Source organism: Burkholderia sp. Cy-637, assembly GCF_011753175.1.
In the GTDB taxonomy this organism is placed as follows: domain Bacteria; phylum Pseudomonadota; class Gammaproteobacteria; order Burkholderiales; family Burkholderiaceae; genus Burkholderia; species Burkholderia gladioli.
In genome coordinates this window covers 90,894-109,347 of record NZ_VWWC01000006.1, presented here as the reverse complement: position 1 = coordinate 109,347, position 18,454 = coordinate 90,894, and the positions used below count along the sequence as shown (strand labels likewise).

Genomic DNA, 18,454 nt, shown 5'->3' with positions numbered 1-18,454 from the left:
CGGGGAGCGCGGCAGGGCTGACGCGAGCGCGCGAAGGAAGACCGCGCGCGGCGGCCGCCGCGGCGTGCCGCGAGCGGGCGGCGCTCGCCGGCATGGGGGCCGCTGCGTTCGCGCCCCGGTTCGCCGTGCCACAATAGCCGGTCGCGGCGGCGGCCGCGCGCCGTGCTCGACTGCCCGCCTCAGGGCCCGCTCCCAGCCCGCTTCACCGCCCGCCGCCCGCCTTCCGTTCGATCTCGCAAGCTGACAGGATTCGCTCATGACGTCTTTGCTGAAAGTTGGTCTGATGGGTTTCGGTTTCGCCGGCGCCACCTTCCACGCGCCGGTGATCGCGCACAGCGGCCGCACGCAGGTGGCCGCGATCGCCACCGGGCAAGCCGACAAGGCGCGCGCCGCGTACCCGGAGGCGACCGTGGTCGCCGATTTCGACGCGCTGCTCGGGCTCGCCGAGCTCGACTGCGTGGTGATCGCCACGCCCAACGACACCCACTTCGATCTGGCCCGCCGCGCGCTCGAGGCCGGCAAGCACGTGGTGGTCGACAAGCCCGTCACGCTCAGCTCGGCCGAGGCGCGCACGCTGGCACGCCTGGCGGCCGACCGCGCCCTGGTGTTCGCGCCCTTCCACAACCGTCGCTGGGACGGCGACTTCCTCACCGTGCGCGAGCTGGTGGCGAGCGGCGAGCTGGGGCGCCTGACGCTGTTCGAATCGCACTTCGACCGCTTCCGCCCGCAGATCCGCCAGCGCTGGCGCGAGGACGCCACGCGCGGCGGCGGCCTGCTGTTCGACCTCGGCCCGCACCTGATCGACCAGGCGCTGGTGCTGTTCGGCCGGCCCGAGACGGTCGGCGCCACGGTGCGCGCGCGCCGCGACGGCGCGGCGGCGGCCGACTTCGTGCACCTGGTGCTGGGCTACGCGAACCATGAAGTGATCCTGCACGCGAGCGCGCTGGCCGCGATCGAGGCGCCGCGCTTCACCGTGCTCGGCACGCGCGGCGGCTACCAGAAGTTCGGCCTCGATACCCAGGAGGACCAGCTCAAGGCCGGCCTCACGCCCGACGACGTCGAGTTCGGCGGCGGCAATCCGCCCGGCGTGCTGCACCTGCTGGACGGCGAGGTCGAGACCGAGCGGCCGGTGCCCACCCTCGACGGCCAGTACGCCGAGTTCTACCGCGCGCTGGCCGCCTCGGTGCAGGATCGCGCGCCGTTCCCGGTGTCGGCCCAGGACGCGGTGGACGTGATGGCCATCATCGAGCTGGCCGAGCGCAGCGAGCGCGAGGGCCGTCGCCTGCCGTTCGCCAGCGAGCCGTTCTGACCCTGCGAGCCGCGCCCGGGCGGCAGCTCGCCGGCCGCGAACAACATTCGGTTACAAAACAACGGGGAACCGGCTTCCGTTTCGGACAGGTCTGAAGCATGCTTCCCCGGCCGGCCCCTCGCGGGCCGGCTTCGCTTTGCAAGACGCCGTTTCGCACGGCCCGGATCTTGCGCCTCACCGATTCGCCATAGGAGAACGATTCATGCAACGGCTGATCCGTGCGGCCCTCGGCGCCGCCCTCGTCGCCTCGCTGGCCGCGTGCGTCGTCACGCCGCCGCCGAAGCGGCCGGCGCCGCGTCCACGCCCCGTTCAACCGATCCCCGTCCAGCCGCCGCCCCCGCCGCCGCAACCCGCTCCGCCGCCGATCGGCGTGGAGCGCATGAACGGCATCCTGGGCCGCATCGACAGCCTCGGCAACCGCATCGATTCGCGGGTGAACGGCGGCGCCTATCCGCCGCCGCAGGGCGAGGCGCTGCATCGACGCCTCGACGTGATCCGCCAGGAAGCCAACGACATGAGCGCGCAGCATGGCGGCGGGCTGACCGCTGACGAGCAGCGCGTGCTGAACCAGGAACTCGACACGGCCGCGCGCGCGATCGGCGTCTGAGACGGGCTGGGCGGCTCGCTCGGGCCGCCTCGCGACATGGCCCCTCGGCAGGCGGCCCGGCTCGATCGAATGCGAGCCGCCGCCCGCTTCGCTTTCCACGCTTTACCTTCCCCCATGCCGGCATCGCGCCGGCTGCCCGCCCGGGCCCGCGCCATGCGGGTGCGGCCGCCACTTGTCCACCGCCGAACGCGACTTGTCCAGCGCTTGTCCACGGCTTGCTCCCAGCTTGTCCACCGGCTTTTCCACCGCCTTATCCACGCGCATCGCCCGGCTTATCCACGACTTGTCCCCGCTTTATCCCGAGCTTGTCCCCTGATTCATCCACCGGCTTGTCCACAGCTTCAGGCACGCTTGTCCCCGCTCGATCCACAGGCTGTCCACCGACTTGTCCCCAGGCGGCACGCCGCTGCCGACAGCCGCGCCGCGAGGTCCGCGGCCGGCATCCGTGCCCTGCCCGCCTGCCGCCAAGCGACGTGAATTTGCGCAAATTGACAAGCCCTTTGGCCTCGCGTACATTCGCCGGCACGCGTCGGGAGAGCGTGCGACAGCCTGGATTCCAGGCCGCCGCGCCGCCGAAGGGGCACACCCACAAACTCTCAGGCAAAAGGACCGACCGCGTCGGAACACATACGCGCAGCCCAGGTTGCGCGTCAGGTTTTTCGTACTCTGGAGAGCGGCAGTAGCCACGTGCGCGAGCATCGGCAGGCTGCCCACCGAAGGGGCGCGCACCGGCCGGTCAACGGCGGTGCAATCTCTCAGGTATCGAGGACAGAGGGGCTGGCAAGGAACCACGGGCGCGTCGCGCGCCGGCGGCTCACCCACTTGCCGAATCGTTTTCGCGTCCGGGCACCCGCCCGCACGGAACCTCGAGGCCCCGATGACCGCACTCAAACACACCCCGCTCCACGCCGCGCATGCCGCGCTCAACGCCCGCATGGTCGATTTCGGCGGCTGGGACATGCCCGTCAACTACGGCTCCCAGCTGGAAGAGCATCGCGCCGTGCGCACCGATGCCGGGATGTTCGACGTGTCCCACATGTGCGTGGTCGATTTCCGCGGCGAGCGCGCCCGCGCCTTCTTCGAGCACGCCATCGCCAACAACGTCGGCAAGCTGCACACGCCCGGCAAGGCGCTCTACTCCTGCCTGCTGAACCCCGAAGGCGGCGTGATCGACGACCTGATCGTCTACTACTTCACCGAAACCTTCTTCCGCACCGTGGTCAACGCGGGCACCGCCGAGAAGGACATCGCCTGGTTCCAGCGCCTCAACGAGGAGGGCGGCTTCGGCCTCGAGATCACGCCGCGCCGCGAGCTGGCGATCGTCGCCGTGCAGGGCCCGAACGCCCGCGCCAAGGCCTGGGACACGGTGCCCGCCGCGCGCGCCGCCACCAGCGAACTGAAACCCTTCAACGCCGCCCAGGTGGCCGGCACCCCGTTCGGCGACCTGACCGTGGCGCGCACCGGCTATACCGGCGAGGACGGCTTCGAGATCATCGTGCCGGCGGCTCACGTGCAAGCGCTGTGGGACGCGCTGATCGCCCACGGCGTGCGCCCGGCCGGGCTCGGCGCGCGCGACACGCTGCGCCTGGAGGCCGGCATGAACCTCTACGGCCAGGACATGGACGAAACCGTCTCGCCGCTCGACGCGGGCCTGGCCTGGACCATCGACCTGTCGGCGCCGCGCGAGTTCGTCGGCCGCGCCGCGCTCGAGGCGCACGGCGAGCGCGCCGGCTTCGTCGGCCTGATCCTCGAGAAGGAAAACGGCAAGGCGGGCGGCGTGCTGCGCGCCCACCAGCAGGTCCTCACCGCACACGGCGAGGGCGAGATCACCAGCGGCACCTTCTCGCCCAGCATGCAGGAATCGATCGCGTTCGCGCGCGTGCCGGCCGGCGTTGCCGTCGGCGACACCGTGCAGGTGCGAATCCGCGACAAAAACCTTCCCGCGCGCGTGGTAAAACTCCCGTTCGTGCGCAACGGCAAGGTATTGGCCGCCTGAGCGCACGAACCTCCAACACGCACAACACAATCAGGAGCATCCGATGAGCAACGTCCCGGCAGATCTGAAATACACCGACGAACACGAGTGGATCCGCACCGAAGCCGACGGCACGCTGACGGTCGGCATCACCGATCACGCCCAGAGCACGCTCGGCGACATCGTCTTCCTCGAATTGCCGGAAGCCGGCAAGCAGGTGAAGGCGGGTGACCCGATCGGCGTGGTCGAGTCGGTCAAGGCCGCTTCCGACATCTACGCGCCGGTTTCCGGCGAAATCATCGCCTCCAACTCGGACGCGATCGACGAGCCCGAGTCGGTCAACGAAGACGCCTACGACGCCTGGCTGTTCAAGATCAAGCTCGCCCCCGGCGCCAACACCAACGATCTGCTCGACGCGGCCGCGTACAGCAAGCTGATCGACGGCTAAGCCCTTTTCGACCCGAGCGGCGCGCGCGACCACGGCACGCGCGCCGCAACCCGCAGGAATGCCATGAAGCTCGACCATCCGGATCACCTGATGAACCGCACGCCCCTCTCGCTCGCCGCGCTCGAAACGCACGACGCGTTCGCCGAACGTCATATCGGCCCCGACGCCGCCAGCCAGCAGGCGATGCTCGACACGCTCGGCTTCGCCTCGCGCGCGGCGCTGATCGAGGCGGTGATCCCCGCCGCGATCCGGCGCGACGAGACGCTGCCGCTGGGGCCGTTCACGCAGCCCAGGAGCGAGGCGGAAGCGCTCGCCGCGCTGCGCGAGCTGGCGAACCAGAACCAGGTGTTCCGGTCCTTCATCGGCCAGGGTTACTACAACGCGCATACGCCGGCCGTGATCCTGCGTAACGTGCTCGAGAACCCGGCCTGGTACACGGCCTACACGCCCTACCAGCCGGAAATCTCGCAGGGCCGCCTGGAGGCGCTGCTGAACTTCCAGCAGATGGTCACCGACCTGACCGGCCTGGCGATCTCCAATGCCTCGCTGCTGGACGAAGCCACCGCCGCCGCCGAGGCGATGACCCTGCTGCAGCGCAACGGCAAACCGAAGTCGAACCGCTTCTTCGTGGCCGACGACGTGCTGCCGCAAACGCTGGAAGTGATCCGCACCCGCGCCGAGCCGATCGGCATCGAGGTGGTGACGGGCCCGGCGGCGCAGGCCGCCGATGCCGACGCGTTCGGCGTGCTGCTGCAATACCCGGGCGTGAACGGCGACGTGCGCGACTACCGCGCGCTGACCGAGGCCGTGCACGCGGCCGGCGGCCACGTGGTGGTGGCGGCCGACCTGCTGGCCCTGACCGTGCTCACGCCGCCCGGCGAATGGGGCGCGGACGTGGCGGTCGGCAATACCCAGCGCTTCGGCGTGCCGGTCGGCTTCGGCGGCCCGCACGCGGCCTACCTGGCCGTGCGCGACGAATTCAAGCGCCAGATGCCGGGCCGCCTGGTGGGCGTGACGGTCGACGCGCAGGGCAAGCCGGCCATGCGCCTGGCCCTGCAGACGCGCGAGCAGCATATCCGCCGCGAGAAGGCCACCTCGAACGTCTGTACCGCGCAGGCCCTGCTGGCGATCATGGCCAGCTCCTACGCGGTCTACCACGGCCCGCGCGGCCTGAAGACCATCGCGCTGCGCGTGAACCGGATCGCCGGCCTGCTGGCGGCGGGCGTCGCCCAGCTCGGCTACACGCTGGTCAACGACAGCTTCTTCGACACGCTGACGGTCGAGGCCGGCCAGCAAGCCGCCGCGCTGCACGAAGCCGCGCGCGCCAAGCGCATCAACCTGCGCCATGCCGGCGCCAGCCAGGTGGGCATCTCGATCGACGAGACCACCACCCGCGCCGACCTGGCCGACCTGCTGGCCGTGTTCGCCTCGGTGGCGGGCGCCGCCGCGCCGTCGGTGGACGCGCTGGAAGCCGCCCTGCCGGGCGCGCCGGTGCTGCCGGCCCAGCTCGAACGCCAGAGCGCCTACCTGACCCACCCGGTATTCAACCGCCATCATTCCGAAACCGAGATGCTGCGCTACCTGCGCAGCCTGTCGGACAAGGATCTGGCGCTGGACCGCTCGATGATCCCGCTCGGCTCCTGCACCATGAAGCTGAACGCGACCTCGGAGATGCTGCCGGTCACCTGGCCCGAATTCGGCCAGATCCACCCGTTCGCACCGGACGAGCAGACCGTCGGCTACCGCACCATGATCAGCCAGCTCGAGCAGATGCTGGTGGCCGCCACCGGCTACGCGGCGGTCTCGCTGCAGCCGAACGCCGGCTCGCAGGGCGAGTACGCGGGCCTGCTGATCATCCACGCCTATCACGCCTCGCGCGGCGAGGGCCATCGCGACGTCTGCCTGATCCCGGCCTCGGCGCACGGCACCAACCCGGCCTCGGCCCACATGGCCGGCATGAAGGTGGTGGTGGTGGCCTGCGACGAGCAGGGCAACGTCGACCTCGCCGACCTCAAGGCCAAGGCCGAGCAGCACGCGGCGAACCTGGCCGCGATCATGATCACCTACCCGTCGACGCACGGCGTGTTCGAGCAGAACGTGCGCGAGATCTGCGAGGTCGTGCACGCGCACGGCGGCCAGGTCTACGTGGACGGCGCGAACATGAACGCGATGGTCGGCCTGACCGCGCCGGGCCAGTTCGGCGGCGACGTGTCCCACCTGAACCTGCACAAGACCTTCTGCATCCCGCACGGCGGCGGCGGCCCCGGCGTCGGCCCGGTCGCGGTCGGCGCGCATCTCGCCAGGTTCCTGCCGAACCAGCATTCGACCGGCTACACGCGCGGCGCCGACGGCATCGGCGCGGTCTCGGCGGCGCCTTACGGCTCGGCCTCGATCCTGCCGATCTCGTGGATGTACATCGCGATGATGGGCGCGCGCAACCTGACGGCCGCCACCGAAGTGGCGATCCTCAACGCCAACTACATCGCCAAGCGTCTCGCGCCGCATTACCCGGTGCTGTATTCGGGCCCGGGCGGGCTGGTCGCGCACGAGTGCATCCTCGACCTGCGCCCGATCAAGGACAGCAGCGGCATCACCGTCGACGACGTCGCCAAGCGCCTGATGGACTACGGCTTCCACGCGCCGACCATGAGCTTCCCGGTGCCGGGCACGCTGATGGTCGAGCCGACCGAATCGGAATCGCAGGAGGAGCTGGACCGCTTCATCGACGCGATGGTGGCGATCCGCGAGGAAATCCGCGCCGTCGAGGAAGGCCGCGCCGATCGCGAGGACAATCCGCTGCGCCATGCGCCGCACACGGCGGCGGTGGTCACCGCCAACGAGTGGACGCACGCCTACACGCGCGAGCAGGCCGCGTTCCCGGTGGCGTCGCTGGCCGCCGGCAACAAGTACTGGCCGCCGGTCGGCCGGGCGGACAACGTCTACGGCGACCGCAACCTGTTCTGCGCGTGCGTGCCGATGTCCGACTACGCCTGACGGCCCGCGCGCCCCTCGCCGAGCCCGTCATGACGCGCGCCATGCCTCCCGCCCCCGCGGCGGGGCGCATGGCGCGCGGTCGCGTTCGCCTCCAAGTCCGGCTAACATCTGACACCGCCATCCAGCCAAACGAGGAGTTCCGCATGGTGCGCAAGGTGTTTCCGGATCGAATGGCCACACGGCATGTACAGCACGTACGGCAGGCCCATTGGCGCGCGTTCGCGCCGGCATTCGCGGCCTGCGTCGCGTTCGCGCTGTCGGCCGCTGCCTCGCCGGCGCGCGCGGCGATGAATTTCTGCGCGGCGCCCGCGCTGCAGAGCAACGAGAGCACCTCGGCCGAGCCCGGCATCCAGGCGCTGGTGCGCAGCGTCGACGCGCACCTGAACGACGCGCCGAAGGCGCTCGTGCACCTGCATACCGAAGGCCTGCTGCCGCACGAAGGCATCCGCGACCAGAGCGAGGAAGCGCTCAAGGACATGGAGCTGATGCGCGATGCGGCGCTGGCCTGGCGCGTCACCAACAACCCGCGTTATCTCGCGCTGCTGAACCGCTTCCTGCTGGCCTGGGTCACCACCTACCAGCCCGACTTCAACCCGATCGACGAGACCCGCTTCGAGGGCCTCATCATCGCCTACGACATGGCCGCCAGCACGCTGCCGGTCAAGACGCGCAACGCGGCCTCGACCTTCATCGCCAAGCTCGGCGCCGGCTACGTGGCGCAGGTCGACGCGCAGCCGCGCCCGCTCACCGGCGTGTGGCGCAACAACTGGCAGAGCCACCGGATCAAGCTGATCGCGCTGTCGGCCTTCACGCTCGGCGATCGCAAGATGATGAACGCCGCCCAGCGCCTGTTCGTCGAGCACCTGGCCGACAACATCAAGCCGGACGGCACCACCTTCGATTTCGAGGAGCGCGACGCGGTCCACTACGCGGTCTACGACCTGCAGCCGCTGGTCACGGCGGCGCTGGCCGCGCGGCGCTTCAACCGCAACTGGCTGCGCGAGCGCGGCAGCAACGGCGCAACCCTGCAGGCCGCGCTCGACTGGCTGGTGCCCTATGCGCGCGGCGAGAAGACCCATGAAGAATTCGTGAACTCCACGGTGCCGTTCGACGCCAAGCGTCGCGAGGCGGGCCTGCCCGGTTATTCGGGCCAATGGCAGCCGGCCAACGCCACCGAGCTGTTCCACCTCGCGGCCCGTCTCGACGGCCGCTACAACAGCGTCGCGCAGCAGCTCGCGCCGCAGCCGCCCGCCTGGCTGGCTGCGTGCCTGCCGCTGCCGGCACGTTAATCACCCCATCCGCATTACAGGAACTCCCCATGGCAGTCAGCGTGTTCGATCTTTTCAAAATCGGGATAGGCCCGTCCAGCTCGCATACGGTCGGACCGATGCGCGCCGCGCTGATGTTCGTCCAGGGGCTCGAGCGTGATGGCCTGCTCGAGCAGGTCGCCGGCGTGAAGGTCGACCTGTATGGCTCGCTCGGCGCCACCGGCAAGGGCCACGGCACCGATCGCGGCGTGATGCTGGGCCTGATGGGCGACGCGCCCGACACGGTGGACCCGGATACCATCGACGCGCGGCTGGCCGCCGTGCGCGACACGAAAACGCTCTCGCTGCTGGGCCGCCATCCGGTGCCCTTCGTGCTGAAGGAGCAGATCGGCTTCTATCGGCAGGCGCTGCCCGAGCACCCGAACGCGATGACGCTGCGCGCGCGCGACGCGGCCGGCGAGGCGCTGCGCGAGACCACCTACCTGTCGGTGGGCGGCGGCTTCGTGGTGACGGCCGGCGCGGCCAATACCAAGGTGCTGAACGCGGCCGAGCAGATGCCCTACCCGTTCCGCTCCGGCACCGAGCTGCTGGAGCTGACCGCCGCCACCGGCAAGTCGATCGCCCAGCTGATGTGGGACAACGAGCGCGCCTGGCACGACGAGAACACCACCCGCGCCGGCCTGCTCAAGATCTGGGAGGTGATGCAGTCCTGCGTGTCGCGCGGCTGCGGCATCAACAACCCCGACGCCGAGGGCACCCTGCCCGGGCCGTTCCAGGTCAAGCGCCGCGCGCCGCAGCTGTATCGCACGCTGACCGGCAACCCGGAGCAGGCGCTGCGCGACCCGCTGTCGATGGTCGACTGGATCAACCTCTACGCGATCGCCGTGAACGAGGAAAACGCCGCGGGCGGGCGCGTGGTGACCGCGCCCACCAACGGCGCGGCCGGCATCATCCCGGCCGTGCTGCACTACTACACGCGCTTCGTGCCGGGCGCCAACGAGCAGGGCGTGATCGACTTCCTGATGACGGCCGCCGCGATCGGCATCCTCTACAAGCTCAACGCCTCGATCTCGGGCGCCGAGGTGGGCTGCCAGGGCGAGGTGGGCGTGGCCTGCTCGATGGCGGCCGGCGCGCTGGCCGCCGTGCTGGGCGGCACGCCGCGCCAGGTCGAGAACGCCGCCGAGATCGGCATGGAGCACAACCTCGGCCTGACCTGCGACCCGGTCGGCGGGATGGTGCAGATCCCCTGCATCGAGCGCAACGCGATGGCTTCGGTGAAGGCCGTCAACGCCGCGCGCATGGCCCTGCGCGGCGACGGCAGCCACTACGTGTCGCTCGATTCGGTGATCAAGACCATGCGCGAGACCGGCGCCGACATGAAGACCAAGTACAAGGAAACCTCGCGCGGCGGGCTGGCGGTGAATATCGTCGAGTGCTGAACGGGATTTGAGGCGACACGCGCCGCGCGCCGGATCGGCTGCGCGGCGCCTTGCGTTTACGCGCTCGCCCTTTTTCGTTTTCTCGGTCCTCGCAACGACGCGCGGCGGCGTTTCGCGGCGAGCACGCACCGTTCGCGGCCCGCTCGCCACGTTTCGCCCATCCGGCGTAAGCTATCCCTCCCGCCACCGAGGGAGCCCGCCGTCCATGTCGCACACTCCGGATTCCGCCGTCCCCGCCAGCGTCAACGGCGCCCGACTGCTCGTCGATGCGCTGCTCGCCAACCATGTCGAACGCGTGTTCTGCGTGCCCGGCGAAAGCTTCCTCGCCGTGCTCGACGCGCTCGGCGACGAAACCGCGCGTATCGACACCATCGTCTGCCGCCACGAGGCCGCCGCCGCCAACATGGCCGAGGCGGTCGGCAAGCTGACCGGCCGGCCCGGCGTGGCCCTGGTCACGCGCGGACCGGGCGCGACGCATGCCTCGATCGGCGTGCATACCGCGTTCCAGGATTCGACGCCGATGATCCTGTTCGTCGGCCAATGCGCGCGCGAGCATCTCGACCGCGAGGCCTTCCAGGAGATCGACTATCGCCGCATGTACGGCGAGCTGGCCAAGTGGGTCGCGCAGATCGACGACGCGCGGCGGATTCCCGAGTACCTGAGCCATGCCTTCCACGTCGCGACCTCGGGCCGTCCCGGCCCGGTGGTGCTGGCGCTGCCTGAAGACCTGCTGTCCAACCCCTGCGCGCCGCAGCCGGTGCTGCCGGCCGCCAAGCGGATCGCGGCGGCGCCCTCCGCGGCCCAGATGGCCGAGCTGCGCGAGCGGCTCGCGCGCGCCGAGCGCCCGCTGCTGATCGCCGGCGGCAGCGGCTGGAGCGTCGAGGCCTGCGCCGACCTGCGCCGCTTCGCCGAGGCCTGGCAGTTGCCGGTGGCCTGCGCGTTCCGCTACCAGGACAGCTTCGACAACGAGCATCCGCTGTATGCCGGCGACGTCGGGCTCGGCATCAATCCGGCGCTCGCCAGGCGCATCCGCGAGGCCGACCTGCTGCTCGTGCTGGGCCCGCGCCTGGGCGAAGCCACCACCGGCGGCTACACGCTGCTGGAAATACCGAAGACGCGCCAGTCGCTGATCCACGTCCACCAGGGCGCCGAGGAACTGGGCCGGGTCTACCTGCCCGACCTGCCGATCGTCTCGGGCATGCCCGAGATCGCGGCGCGGCTGGCCGAGCTCGCGCCGCCCGAGCTGCTGCCCTGGGCCGGCAGCGCGAGCGAGGCGCATGCGGCCTACCTGGCCTGGCGCAAGCCGCTGCCGATGCCGGGCGAGGTGCAGCTCGGCGAGATCATGCAGCAGTTGCGCGAACGGCTGCCGCACGACGCGATCGTCAGCAACGGCGCCGGCAACTACGCCACCTGGCTGCATCGCCATTACGCCTATCGCGCGTTCCGCTCGCAGCTCGCGCCGACCAATGGCGCGATGGGCTACGGCGTGCCGGCCGCGCTGGCCGCGAAGTCCTTGTATCCGCAACGAATCGCGGTGGCGCTGGCCGGCGACGGCTGCTTCATGATGGCCGGCCACGAGCTGGCCACGGCGATGCAATACGGCCTGAACATTGTGGTGATCGTGGTCAACAACGGCCACTTCGGCACGATCCGCATGCACCAGGAACGCCATTACCCGAACCGCGTGCATGGCACCGGCCTCACCAACCCCGACTTCGCCGCTTATGCGCGCGCGTTCGGCGCGCATGGCGAGACCGTCGCCACCACCGCCGAATTCGCGCCGGCGCTCGAACGCGCGCTCGGCAGCGGCCTGCCCGCGCTGATCGAGATCCGGATCCCGCAGGAGGCCAGCACGCCGGCCGCGACGCTGGAGCAGGTGCGCGAGCAGGGGCGGCGCGCCCGCGGCGAAACCGGGCCGGGCGCATGAGACGCCCTGCTCCCGTCGACTCTTGCTTCGAGGATTCCCGCATCGATGGCACATCCCGCGCCGCTCGCCGCTGACACGCCGGCCGACCTGGAGGGGACGGCCGCGCTGCGGCACCCCGGCACCCTGCTCTCGCGCGAGCGCCGGCTGGTGGCGCCCTACGACCTGGAGATGGCGGGCCAGGTGCCGCCCGGCCATCGCGCCGCCAGCCAGGGCGGCACCGGCATCCTCAACGCGGCCGAGCAGCCGTTCCGGCTCGACTACGCGCGACATGCCCGGGTCCACGTGATCAACGGCATGGGCGTCGCGCTCGGCGATTCGATCATCGGGCTCAGCGCGCTGGCGGCGCTGCGCGATGCGCATCCGGCGCTGCGTATCGTGCTGTATCGGCCGTCGCGTTTGTCCGGCCATGTCGAGCAGCTCTACCGGCTCGCCGACGAGGTGGTCGCCGGCATGCGCGTGCTGCCGGCGGACCTCGATGCGCTGCCGGCCGACGAAGCGAGGATCGACGTCGGCAACCAGCTGTATCGGCCGTCCTTCGCGGCGCTGCCGATGATCGACTACTTCCTCGATGCGCTCGGCGTCGATCCGGCCACGGTGCCGGCCGCCGCCAGGCGCAATCGCTGGCTGGCGCGGCTGGCGCTGCCGGAACTGCCCGCGGCCTGGCGCGGGCAGCGCTACGCGCTGTTCTGCGCCGAGGCGAGCACGCCGCTGCGCAGCATCCCGCCCTCGCAGCGCGCCGCCATCGTGGAGCGCATCGCCCGGCGATACGGCCTGCCCGTGCTCGGCTTCGGGCCCGTCGAGCATGCCGCCTACACGGACGTGCGCGAGCTGTCGCCCGATACGGCCGCCTACTTCGCCTGGATCCGCGACGCGGCGGTGCTGGTCAGCGCCGACACCTCGGCGATCCACGCCGCCGACGGCTTCGAGGTGCCGACCCTGGCCGGCTTCACCAGCATCGCGCCGGAGCTGCGCGTGCGCGACTATCCGCTGTGCCGGCCCTTCGTGGTCACGGTGCCGCCCGCGCTGCGCGATCGCCATGCCAGCGACGATCCCGCCGAGATCGCGATGGTCGAGGCGGCCTGGGGGCTGGTCGATTGGGATGCGCTGGCCTGGCCGCGGGCGCGCGAATAACGGCTGGCGCCGGGGATCGGCGATTGGCCAGCAACGGCCGGCAATGCGGCGCTCGCCCGCTTCAGCCGAGCGCGACCGTCACCGATTCGCGCAGCGCCTCGGAAGGCCGCATCCCGAACATGCGGCGATAGTCGGTCGCGAACTGGCTCAGGTGCCAGAACCCCCAGGCGGCGGCCACGTCCTGCACCGAGCCGGCGGCGCGCCCGCACAGGTCGCGCCGCGCGCCGTTAAGGCGCAGCGCGCGCAGATAGGTGGCGGGCGCCATCCCGAGCACGTCCTGGAAGCAGTTCTGCAAGGTGCGTCGGCTCACGTGCAGTTGCTCGCAAAGCTCGGGCACGCCCACCGCACGCGCGCGATGCGCGAGCACGTAGTCGCGCGCCTGGGCAACGATGCGGCGCCGCCGCTGCGGCTGCATGCCATCGGCCTCCTCGTCGCCGGCCGGCCCCGCGCAGACGTCGAACAGGGCAGCCAGCACGGCCTCCTGCAGATCACGGCGCTCGCCATCGGAAAGGGCCGCACGCGGCGAGGTCGCCTGGAACAGCCGTGAATCTGGCTGAAAGTCGGGCTGAACGTCGGATTGCGCGTTGGATCGCGAAGCAAGCCTCGAATCGGGCCAAGGATCGAGCCGCGACGCCAGCAGCGCGCGCAGGCGCGCCAGCCGCGCATCGCCGGCGCGCACCATGGCCTGGCGTGGCACGCTCTCGTCGAAGCCCGCCCGCTCGACCTGCTCGGCGTGACGGCGCAGCACCTCGCCACGCACCACCACGCCATAGATCGAAAAGGCCGCCGGCGTCAGCAGCTCGAATTCGACATTGCCGGGCCGGCAGGCGAAGCCGTCGGCCGCGACCGGCCGCGTATCGATGCGCATCTGCGCGGCCTCGAACTCGGGCGCCAGCACCGGGATACCGAACCAGTAGGCATCGCCGCGCACCTCGCAGGCCTGGCGCAGCGTGTGGCTGGTGGTCTCGCGGAACAGCTTCATGGTGTCGAGCGGCAGCTCGGTGAGGGTGCCGACGAAATGCCCGGCCGCGAGCTGGTCGTAGGTCTGGCGCCAGCCCACCAGGTTGCGCGCCTGCTCGTCGGCGTCGTGCGCGACGCTGACCACGGCGCGGCCCGCCGGCACCTCGTCGCCTGCCGCGCTGCGCCGCGTGTCCTCCGCGGTCGCCTCGCCGCCGCCTCGTGCGCTGTCCATGTCCGCCCTCCCGGCCTGCTCCTGCCTCGATCCGGAAAGCGAATGCAAGTCCCGTGCCGAAACCGGGCCCGGCGCGGCCCGGTCGCTCGCCGCCGCGCGCTGTGCCGCGACGGCACAGCCTGTGCCGGGCGAACGTTCCATTCCTGCACAGTCACGGCAGCGTCATCGTCGCGGCGGCCCTGCCCGCCGCCGCCGCACCGCCTCGCGCCGGGCGCGCACCGCGAGGCGGCGCGCTGGCACGCTTTTGGCGTATCCGGAACACCGCGCCGCGCGTGGCGAGCGTCCTCTTGCGCGCGCGGCGATGTTTTCCCCAAACCGACATGCGAGGAGCGACACGATGAACCACGCCGAGATGCAGCACCTGAACATCGAATTCCCGTACCGCAAGCAATACGGGAACTTCATCGGCGGCGAATGGGTGCCCCCTGTCGACGGCCAGTACTTCGACAATCTCTCGCCCGTCACCGGCCAGGCCTTCACCTCGATCCCGCGCTCGCAGGAAGCCGACATCAACCTCGCGCTGGACGCCGCGCACAAGGCCAAAGCGAGCTGGGGCGCGACCCCGGTGGCCGAGCGCGCCGCCGTGCTGCTGCGCATCGCCGATCGCATGGAGCAGAACCTCGCGCGCCTGGCGGTGGCCGAGACCATCGACAACGGCAAGCCGCTGCGCGAGACCACCGCGGCCGACATCCCGCTCGCGATCGACCATTTCCGCTACTTCGCGGGCTGCGTGCGCGCCCAGGAAGGCTCGATCGCCGACATCGGCGGCGACCTGGTGGCCTATCACTTCCACGAGCCGCTCGGCGTGGTCGGCCAGATCATCCCCTGGAACTTCCCGATCCTGATGGCGGCCTGGAAGATCGCGCCGGCGCTGGCGGCCGGCAACTGCGTGGTGCTCAAGCCGGCCGAGCAGACGCCGGCCTCGATCCTGGTGTGGGCCGAGCTGGTCCAGGACCTGCTGCCGCCGGGCGTGCTCAACATCGTCAACGGCTTCGGGCTGGAAGCCGGCAAGCCGCTGGCCTCCAGCAAGCGGATCTCGAAGATCGCCTTCACCGGCGAGACCACCACCGGCCGCCTGATCATGCAGTACGCCAGCGCGAACCTGATCCCGGTCACGCTCGAGCTCGGCGGCAAGAGCCCGAACATCTTCTTCGCCGACGTGATGGACCGCGACGACAGCTACTTCGACAAGGCCCTGGAAGGCTTCGCGATGTTCGCGCTGAACCAGGGGGAGGTGTGCACCTGCCCGTCGCGCGCGCTGGTCGAGGAAAGCATCTACGACCGCTTCATCGAGCGCGCCGTCAAGCGCGTCGAGAAGATCCGCCAGGGCCACCCGCTCGATGCGCAGACCATGATCGGCGCGCAGGCCTCGGCCGAGCAGCTCGAGAAGATCCTGTCCTACATCGACATCGGCCGCCAGGAAGGCGCCGAGTGCCTGACGGGCGGCGAGCGCAACACGCTGACTGGCGAGCTCGCCAGCGGCTACTACGTGAAGCCGACCGTGTTCCGCGGCCACAACAAGATGCGCATCTTCCAGGAGGAGATCTTCGGGCCGGTGCTGTCGGTGACCACCTTCAAGAACGAGGAGGAGGCGCTGGAGATCGCCAACGACACGCTCTACGGGCTCGGCGCCGGCGTGTGGACCCGCGACGGCGGTCGCGCCTATCGCTTCGGCCGCGCGATCCAGGCCGGCCGCGTGTGGACCAACTGCTATCACGCCTATCCGGCGCATGCCGCGTTCGGCGGCTACAAGCAGTCGGGGATCGGCCGCGAGACGCACAAGATGATGCTCAACCATTACCAGCAGACCAAGAACCTGCTGGTCAGCTACGACGACAAGCCGCTCGGCTTCTTCTGATCGCGGCGGCCTCGCCGAACTCGCCGCAATGACAAGGCGCCGGTGGATATTCCACCGGCGCTTTTTTTCGTGCGGGCAACGGCAGGCTCGGCTATCCTTCGCCGATTCGTTCGCTGTCCGATCGATCGGCCAACAGCGCGTCACTGTCGTCCTTGAGGCCGACGCCGGTCAGTTGCAGGCGGCGCGCGTGGGTGAGCAGGTAATGCAGCTTGTGCGCGGCCGCCTCGTAAGGCAGGCCCTCGGGGCGCACGTTCGAGATGCAGTTGCGCTGGGCGTCGTGGCAGCCCACCTTCGGCGCGTAGGTCAGGTAGACGCCGAGGCTGTCGGGCGAGCTGAGGCCCGGTCGCTCGCCGATCAGGATCGCCACCAGTTGCGCGCGCAACAGCTCGCCGATCTCGTCGCCGAGCGCGACGCGCGCCTGCCGCGCCACCACCACCGGCCCGAGCGACCAGCCATCGGCATCGAGCCGCCCACGTATCGCGTTCAGCAGCGGCAGCGCCTGCTTCGCAGCCGCGAAGGCCGACAGGCCGTCGCCGATCACGAACACCAGGTCCGGCGCCTTGGCCGGCTTGGCGCCCTCGGCGGCCAGCGCCTCGCGGCTCGCCTCGGACAGCTTGCGCCCGAGGTCGGGGCGGCGCAGGTAGTGCTGGCGATCGGGCGCCGCGCTGTCCGCGCCGAGCGTGGCGAAGCCGGCCGCCTCCAGCTCGCCGCGCAGCTTGTCGGCATCGAGCGGCTGGTGCACCGCGTCGCGTGCCTGCGCGTGCGAGAGATTGAAGGCCAGCAGGGGCTCGGTGGGCAGGCTGCTGCCGGCGCGGCCCAATGCGATCCGCGCGTTGGTGAAGGTCTTCAGGCCGCCCCAGGGGTTCTTCTCGACCGCATCGCTCATGCGTCGATCCCCATCCATTCCTTCGCCCCGGCCAGCAGCGGCGCGCGCGCATGCGCCGGTATCAGCGCGCCCTTCGCGTCGGCGATCTCCATCGCCTCCAGCCATTCCTCGAACTCGGGCGCGCGCCGCAGCCCCAGCACCTCGCGCACGTAGAGCGCGTCGTGGAAGGAAGTGCTCTGGTAGTTCAGCATCACGTCGTCGGCGCCGGGGATGCCCATGATGAAGTTGATGCCGGCCGCGCCGAGCAGGGTCAGCAGCGTGTCCATGTCGTCCTGGTCGGCCTCGGCGTGGTTGGTGTAGCAGATATCGCAACCCATCGGCACGCCCAGCAGCTTGCCGCAGAAGTGATCCTCGAGCCCGGCGCGGATGATCTGCTTGCCGTCGTACAGGTACTCGGGGCCGATGAAGCCGACCACGGTATTGACCAGGAAGGGCCGGAACCGGCGCGCCACCGCGTAGGCGCGCACCTCGCAGGTCTGCTGGTCGACACCGTGATGCGCGTTGGCCGACAGCGCGCTGCCCTGGCCGGTCTCGAAGTACATGAGGTTGTCGCCCACCGTGCCGCGCTTGAGCGAGAGCGCCGCCTCGTGCGCCTCGCCGAGCAGGGCCAGCGAGATGCCGAAGCTGGCATTGGCCTGCTCGGTGCCGGCGATCGACTGGAACACCAGGTCGACCGGCGCACCCTTCTCGATCGCGGCGATGGTGTTGGTGACGTGGGTCAGCACGCAGGACTGCGTCGGCACGCGGTAGCGCTCGCGAAACGCATCGATCATGTTCAGCAGGCGCGTGATGGCGGCCAGGCTGTCGGTGGCGGGATTGATGCCGATCATCGCGTCGCCGGAGCCGTACATCAGGCCGTCGAGCATCGAGGCGGCGATGCCCCTGGCGTCGTCGGTCGGGTGATTCGGTTGCAGGCGCACCGACATGCGCCCCGGCAGCCCGACCGTGTTGCGAAAGCGCGTGACCACGCGGCGCTTGCGGGCCGCCGCGATCAGGTCCTGGTTGCGCATCAGCTTCGAGACCGCCGCCACCATCTCGGGCGTGAGGCCCGGCGCCACGCGTTCGAGCGCGGCACCATCGGCGGCGGGCGAGAGCAGCCAGTTGCGGAAATCGCCCACCGTCAGGTGCGAGATCTCGGCGAAGGCGGCCGCGTCGTGCTCGTCGATCACCAGCCGCGTGACCTCGTCGCGCTCGTAGGGAATCAGCGCCTCGTTGAGGAAGGCCTTGAGCGGCACGGCGGCCAGGGCGATCTTCGCCGCCACGCGCTCCTCCTCGCTGGCCGCCGCCACGCCGGCGAGCTGGTCGCCCGAGCGCAGGGGGCTGGCCTTCGCCATCAAGGTCTTCAGGTCCGCGAACCGGTAGGTGCGCGAGCCGATCGTCTCCGTGTACGACATCTGCGAATCTCCTGCGCGCCGCCCGG

At 70.5% G+C, this 18,454-nt stretch carries 13 protein-coding genes and 2 riboswitches; of the genes, 10 read left to right on the top strand and 3 right to left on the bottom strand.

The window, feature by feature from the left end; translation table 11 throughout:
* Positions 1-256 precede the first annotated feature (256 nt).
* From F3J10_RS03645 to F3J10_RS03605, 9 genes are all read left to right on the top strand, one after another.
* Positions 257-1,309, top strand: a complete 1,053-nt coding sequence (locus F3J10_RS03645) for an oxidoreductase (RefSeq protein ID WP_167241064.1) — start codon at positions 257-259, stop codon at positions 1,307-1,309.
* Between the two features lie 202 nt (positions 1,310-1,511).
* Positions 1,512-1,916, top strand: a complete 405-nt coding sequence (locus F3J10_RS03640; RefSeq protein WP_025097744.1) for a hypothetical protein — start codon at positions 1,512-1,514, stop codon at positions 1,914-1,916.
* A gap of 520 nt (positions 1,917-2,436) precedes the next feature.
* Positions 2,437-2,538: riboswitch (glycine riboswitch) on the top strand.
* A 34-nt stretch (positions 2,539-2,572) separates the two neighbouring features.
* Positions 2,573-2,698: riboswitch (glycine riboswitch) on the top strand.
* Positions 2,699-2,793: 95 nt separating this feature from the next.
* On the top strand, positions 2,794-3,912 hold the full coding sequence (gcvT, locus tag F3J10_RS03635; protein ID WP_025097743.1) for a glycine cleavage system aminomethyltransferase GcvT: 1,119 nt from the start codon (positions 2,794-2,796) through the stop codon (positions 3,910-3,912).
* Between the two features lie 43 nt (positions 3,913-3,955).
* A complete protein-coding gene (gene gcvH / locus F3J10_RS03630) occupies positions 3,956-4,339 on the top strand; it encodes a glycine cleavage system protein GcvH (RefSeq protein ID WP_025097742.1) in 384 nt (127 codons plus the stop codon).
* Positions 4,340-4,402: 63 nt separating this feature from the next.
* Positions 4,403-7,333: an aminomethyl-transferring glycine dehydrogenase gene (gene gcvP / locus F3J10_RS03625; protein ID WP_167230961.1), complete on the top strand. Its 2,931-nt coding sequence runs from the start codon at positions 4,403-4,405 to the stop codon at positions 7,331-7,333.
* 143 nt (positions 7,334-7,476) lie between these two features.
* Positions 7,477-8,622: an alginate lyase family protein gene (locus F3J10_RS03620; RefSeq protein WP_025097740.1), complete on the top strand. Its 1,146-nt coding sequence runs from the start codon at positions 7,477-7,479 to the stop codon at positions 8,620-8,622.
* A 29-nt stretch (positions 8,623-8,651) separates the two neighbouring features.
* The gene (locus F3J10_RS03615; RefSeq protein ID WP_167241062.1) at positions 8,652-10,040 is read left to right on the top strand and encodes an L-serine ammonia-lyase; all 1,389 of its coding nucleotides are present in this window, start codon (positions 8,652-8,654) and stop codon (positions 10,038-10,040) included.
* A gap of 205 nt (positions 10,041-10,245) precedes the next feature.
* A complete protein-coding gene (locus F3J10_RS03610; RefSeq protein WP_167230971.1) occupies positions 10,246-11,967 on the top strand; it encodes a thiamine pyrophosphate-binding protein in 1,722 nt (573 codons plus the stop codon).
* Between the two features lie 45 nt (positions 11,968-12,012).
* Positions 12,013-13,098 carry a glycosyltransferase family 9 protein gene (locus tag F3J10_RS03605; RefSeq protein WP_167241060.1) on the top strand — a complete coding sequence of 362 codons (1,086 nt, stop codon included), beginning with the start codon at positions 12,013-12,015 and terminating at the stop codon, positions 13,096-13,098.
* Between the two features lie 61 nt (positions 13,099-13,159).
* Here F3J10_RS03605 and F3J10_RS03600 read toward each other — a convergent pair whose 3' ends face one another.
* Positions 13,160-14,290 carry a helix-turn-helix domain-containing protein gene (locus F3J10_RS03600; RefSeq protein ID WP_167241058.1) on the bottom strand — a complete coding sequence of 377 codons (1,131 nt, stop codon included), beginning with the start codon at positions 14,288-14,290 and terminating at the stop codon, positions 13,160-13,162.
* Between the two features lie 337 nt (positions 14,291-14,627).
* Here F3J10_RS03600 and adh point away from each other — a divergent pair, with 337 nt between their 5' ends.
* Positions 14,628-16,148: an aldehyde dehydrogenase gene (gene adh / locus F3J10_RS03595; protein WP_167241056.1), complete on the top strand. Its 1,521-nt coding sequence runs from the start codon at positions 14,628-14,630 to the stop codon at positions 16,146-16,148.
* 91 nt (positions 16,149-16,239) lie between these two features.
* Here the strand turns inward: adh and eutC are convergent, their stop codons facing one another.
* Entirely contained in the window at positions 16,240-17,034 is a 795-nt protein-coding gene (gene eutC, locus F3J10_RS03590) for an ethanolamine ammonia-lyase subunit EutC (RefSeq protein ID WP_025097734.1), read from the bottom strand.
* Positions 17,031-18,428 (bottom strand): ethanolamine ammonia-lyase subunit EutB, encoded by a 1,398-nt coding sequence (locus tag F3J10_RS03585; RefSeq protein WP_167231002.1) that lies wholly within the window; start codon positions 18,426-18,428, stop codon positions 17,031-17,033. The genes eutC and F3J10_RS03585 overlap by 4 nt, the downstream gene beginning before the upstream one ends.
* Between the last annotated feature and the right edge of the window lie 26 nt (positions 18,429-18,454).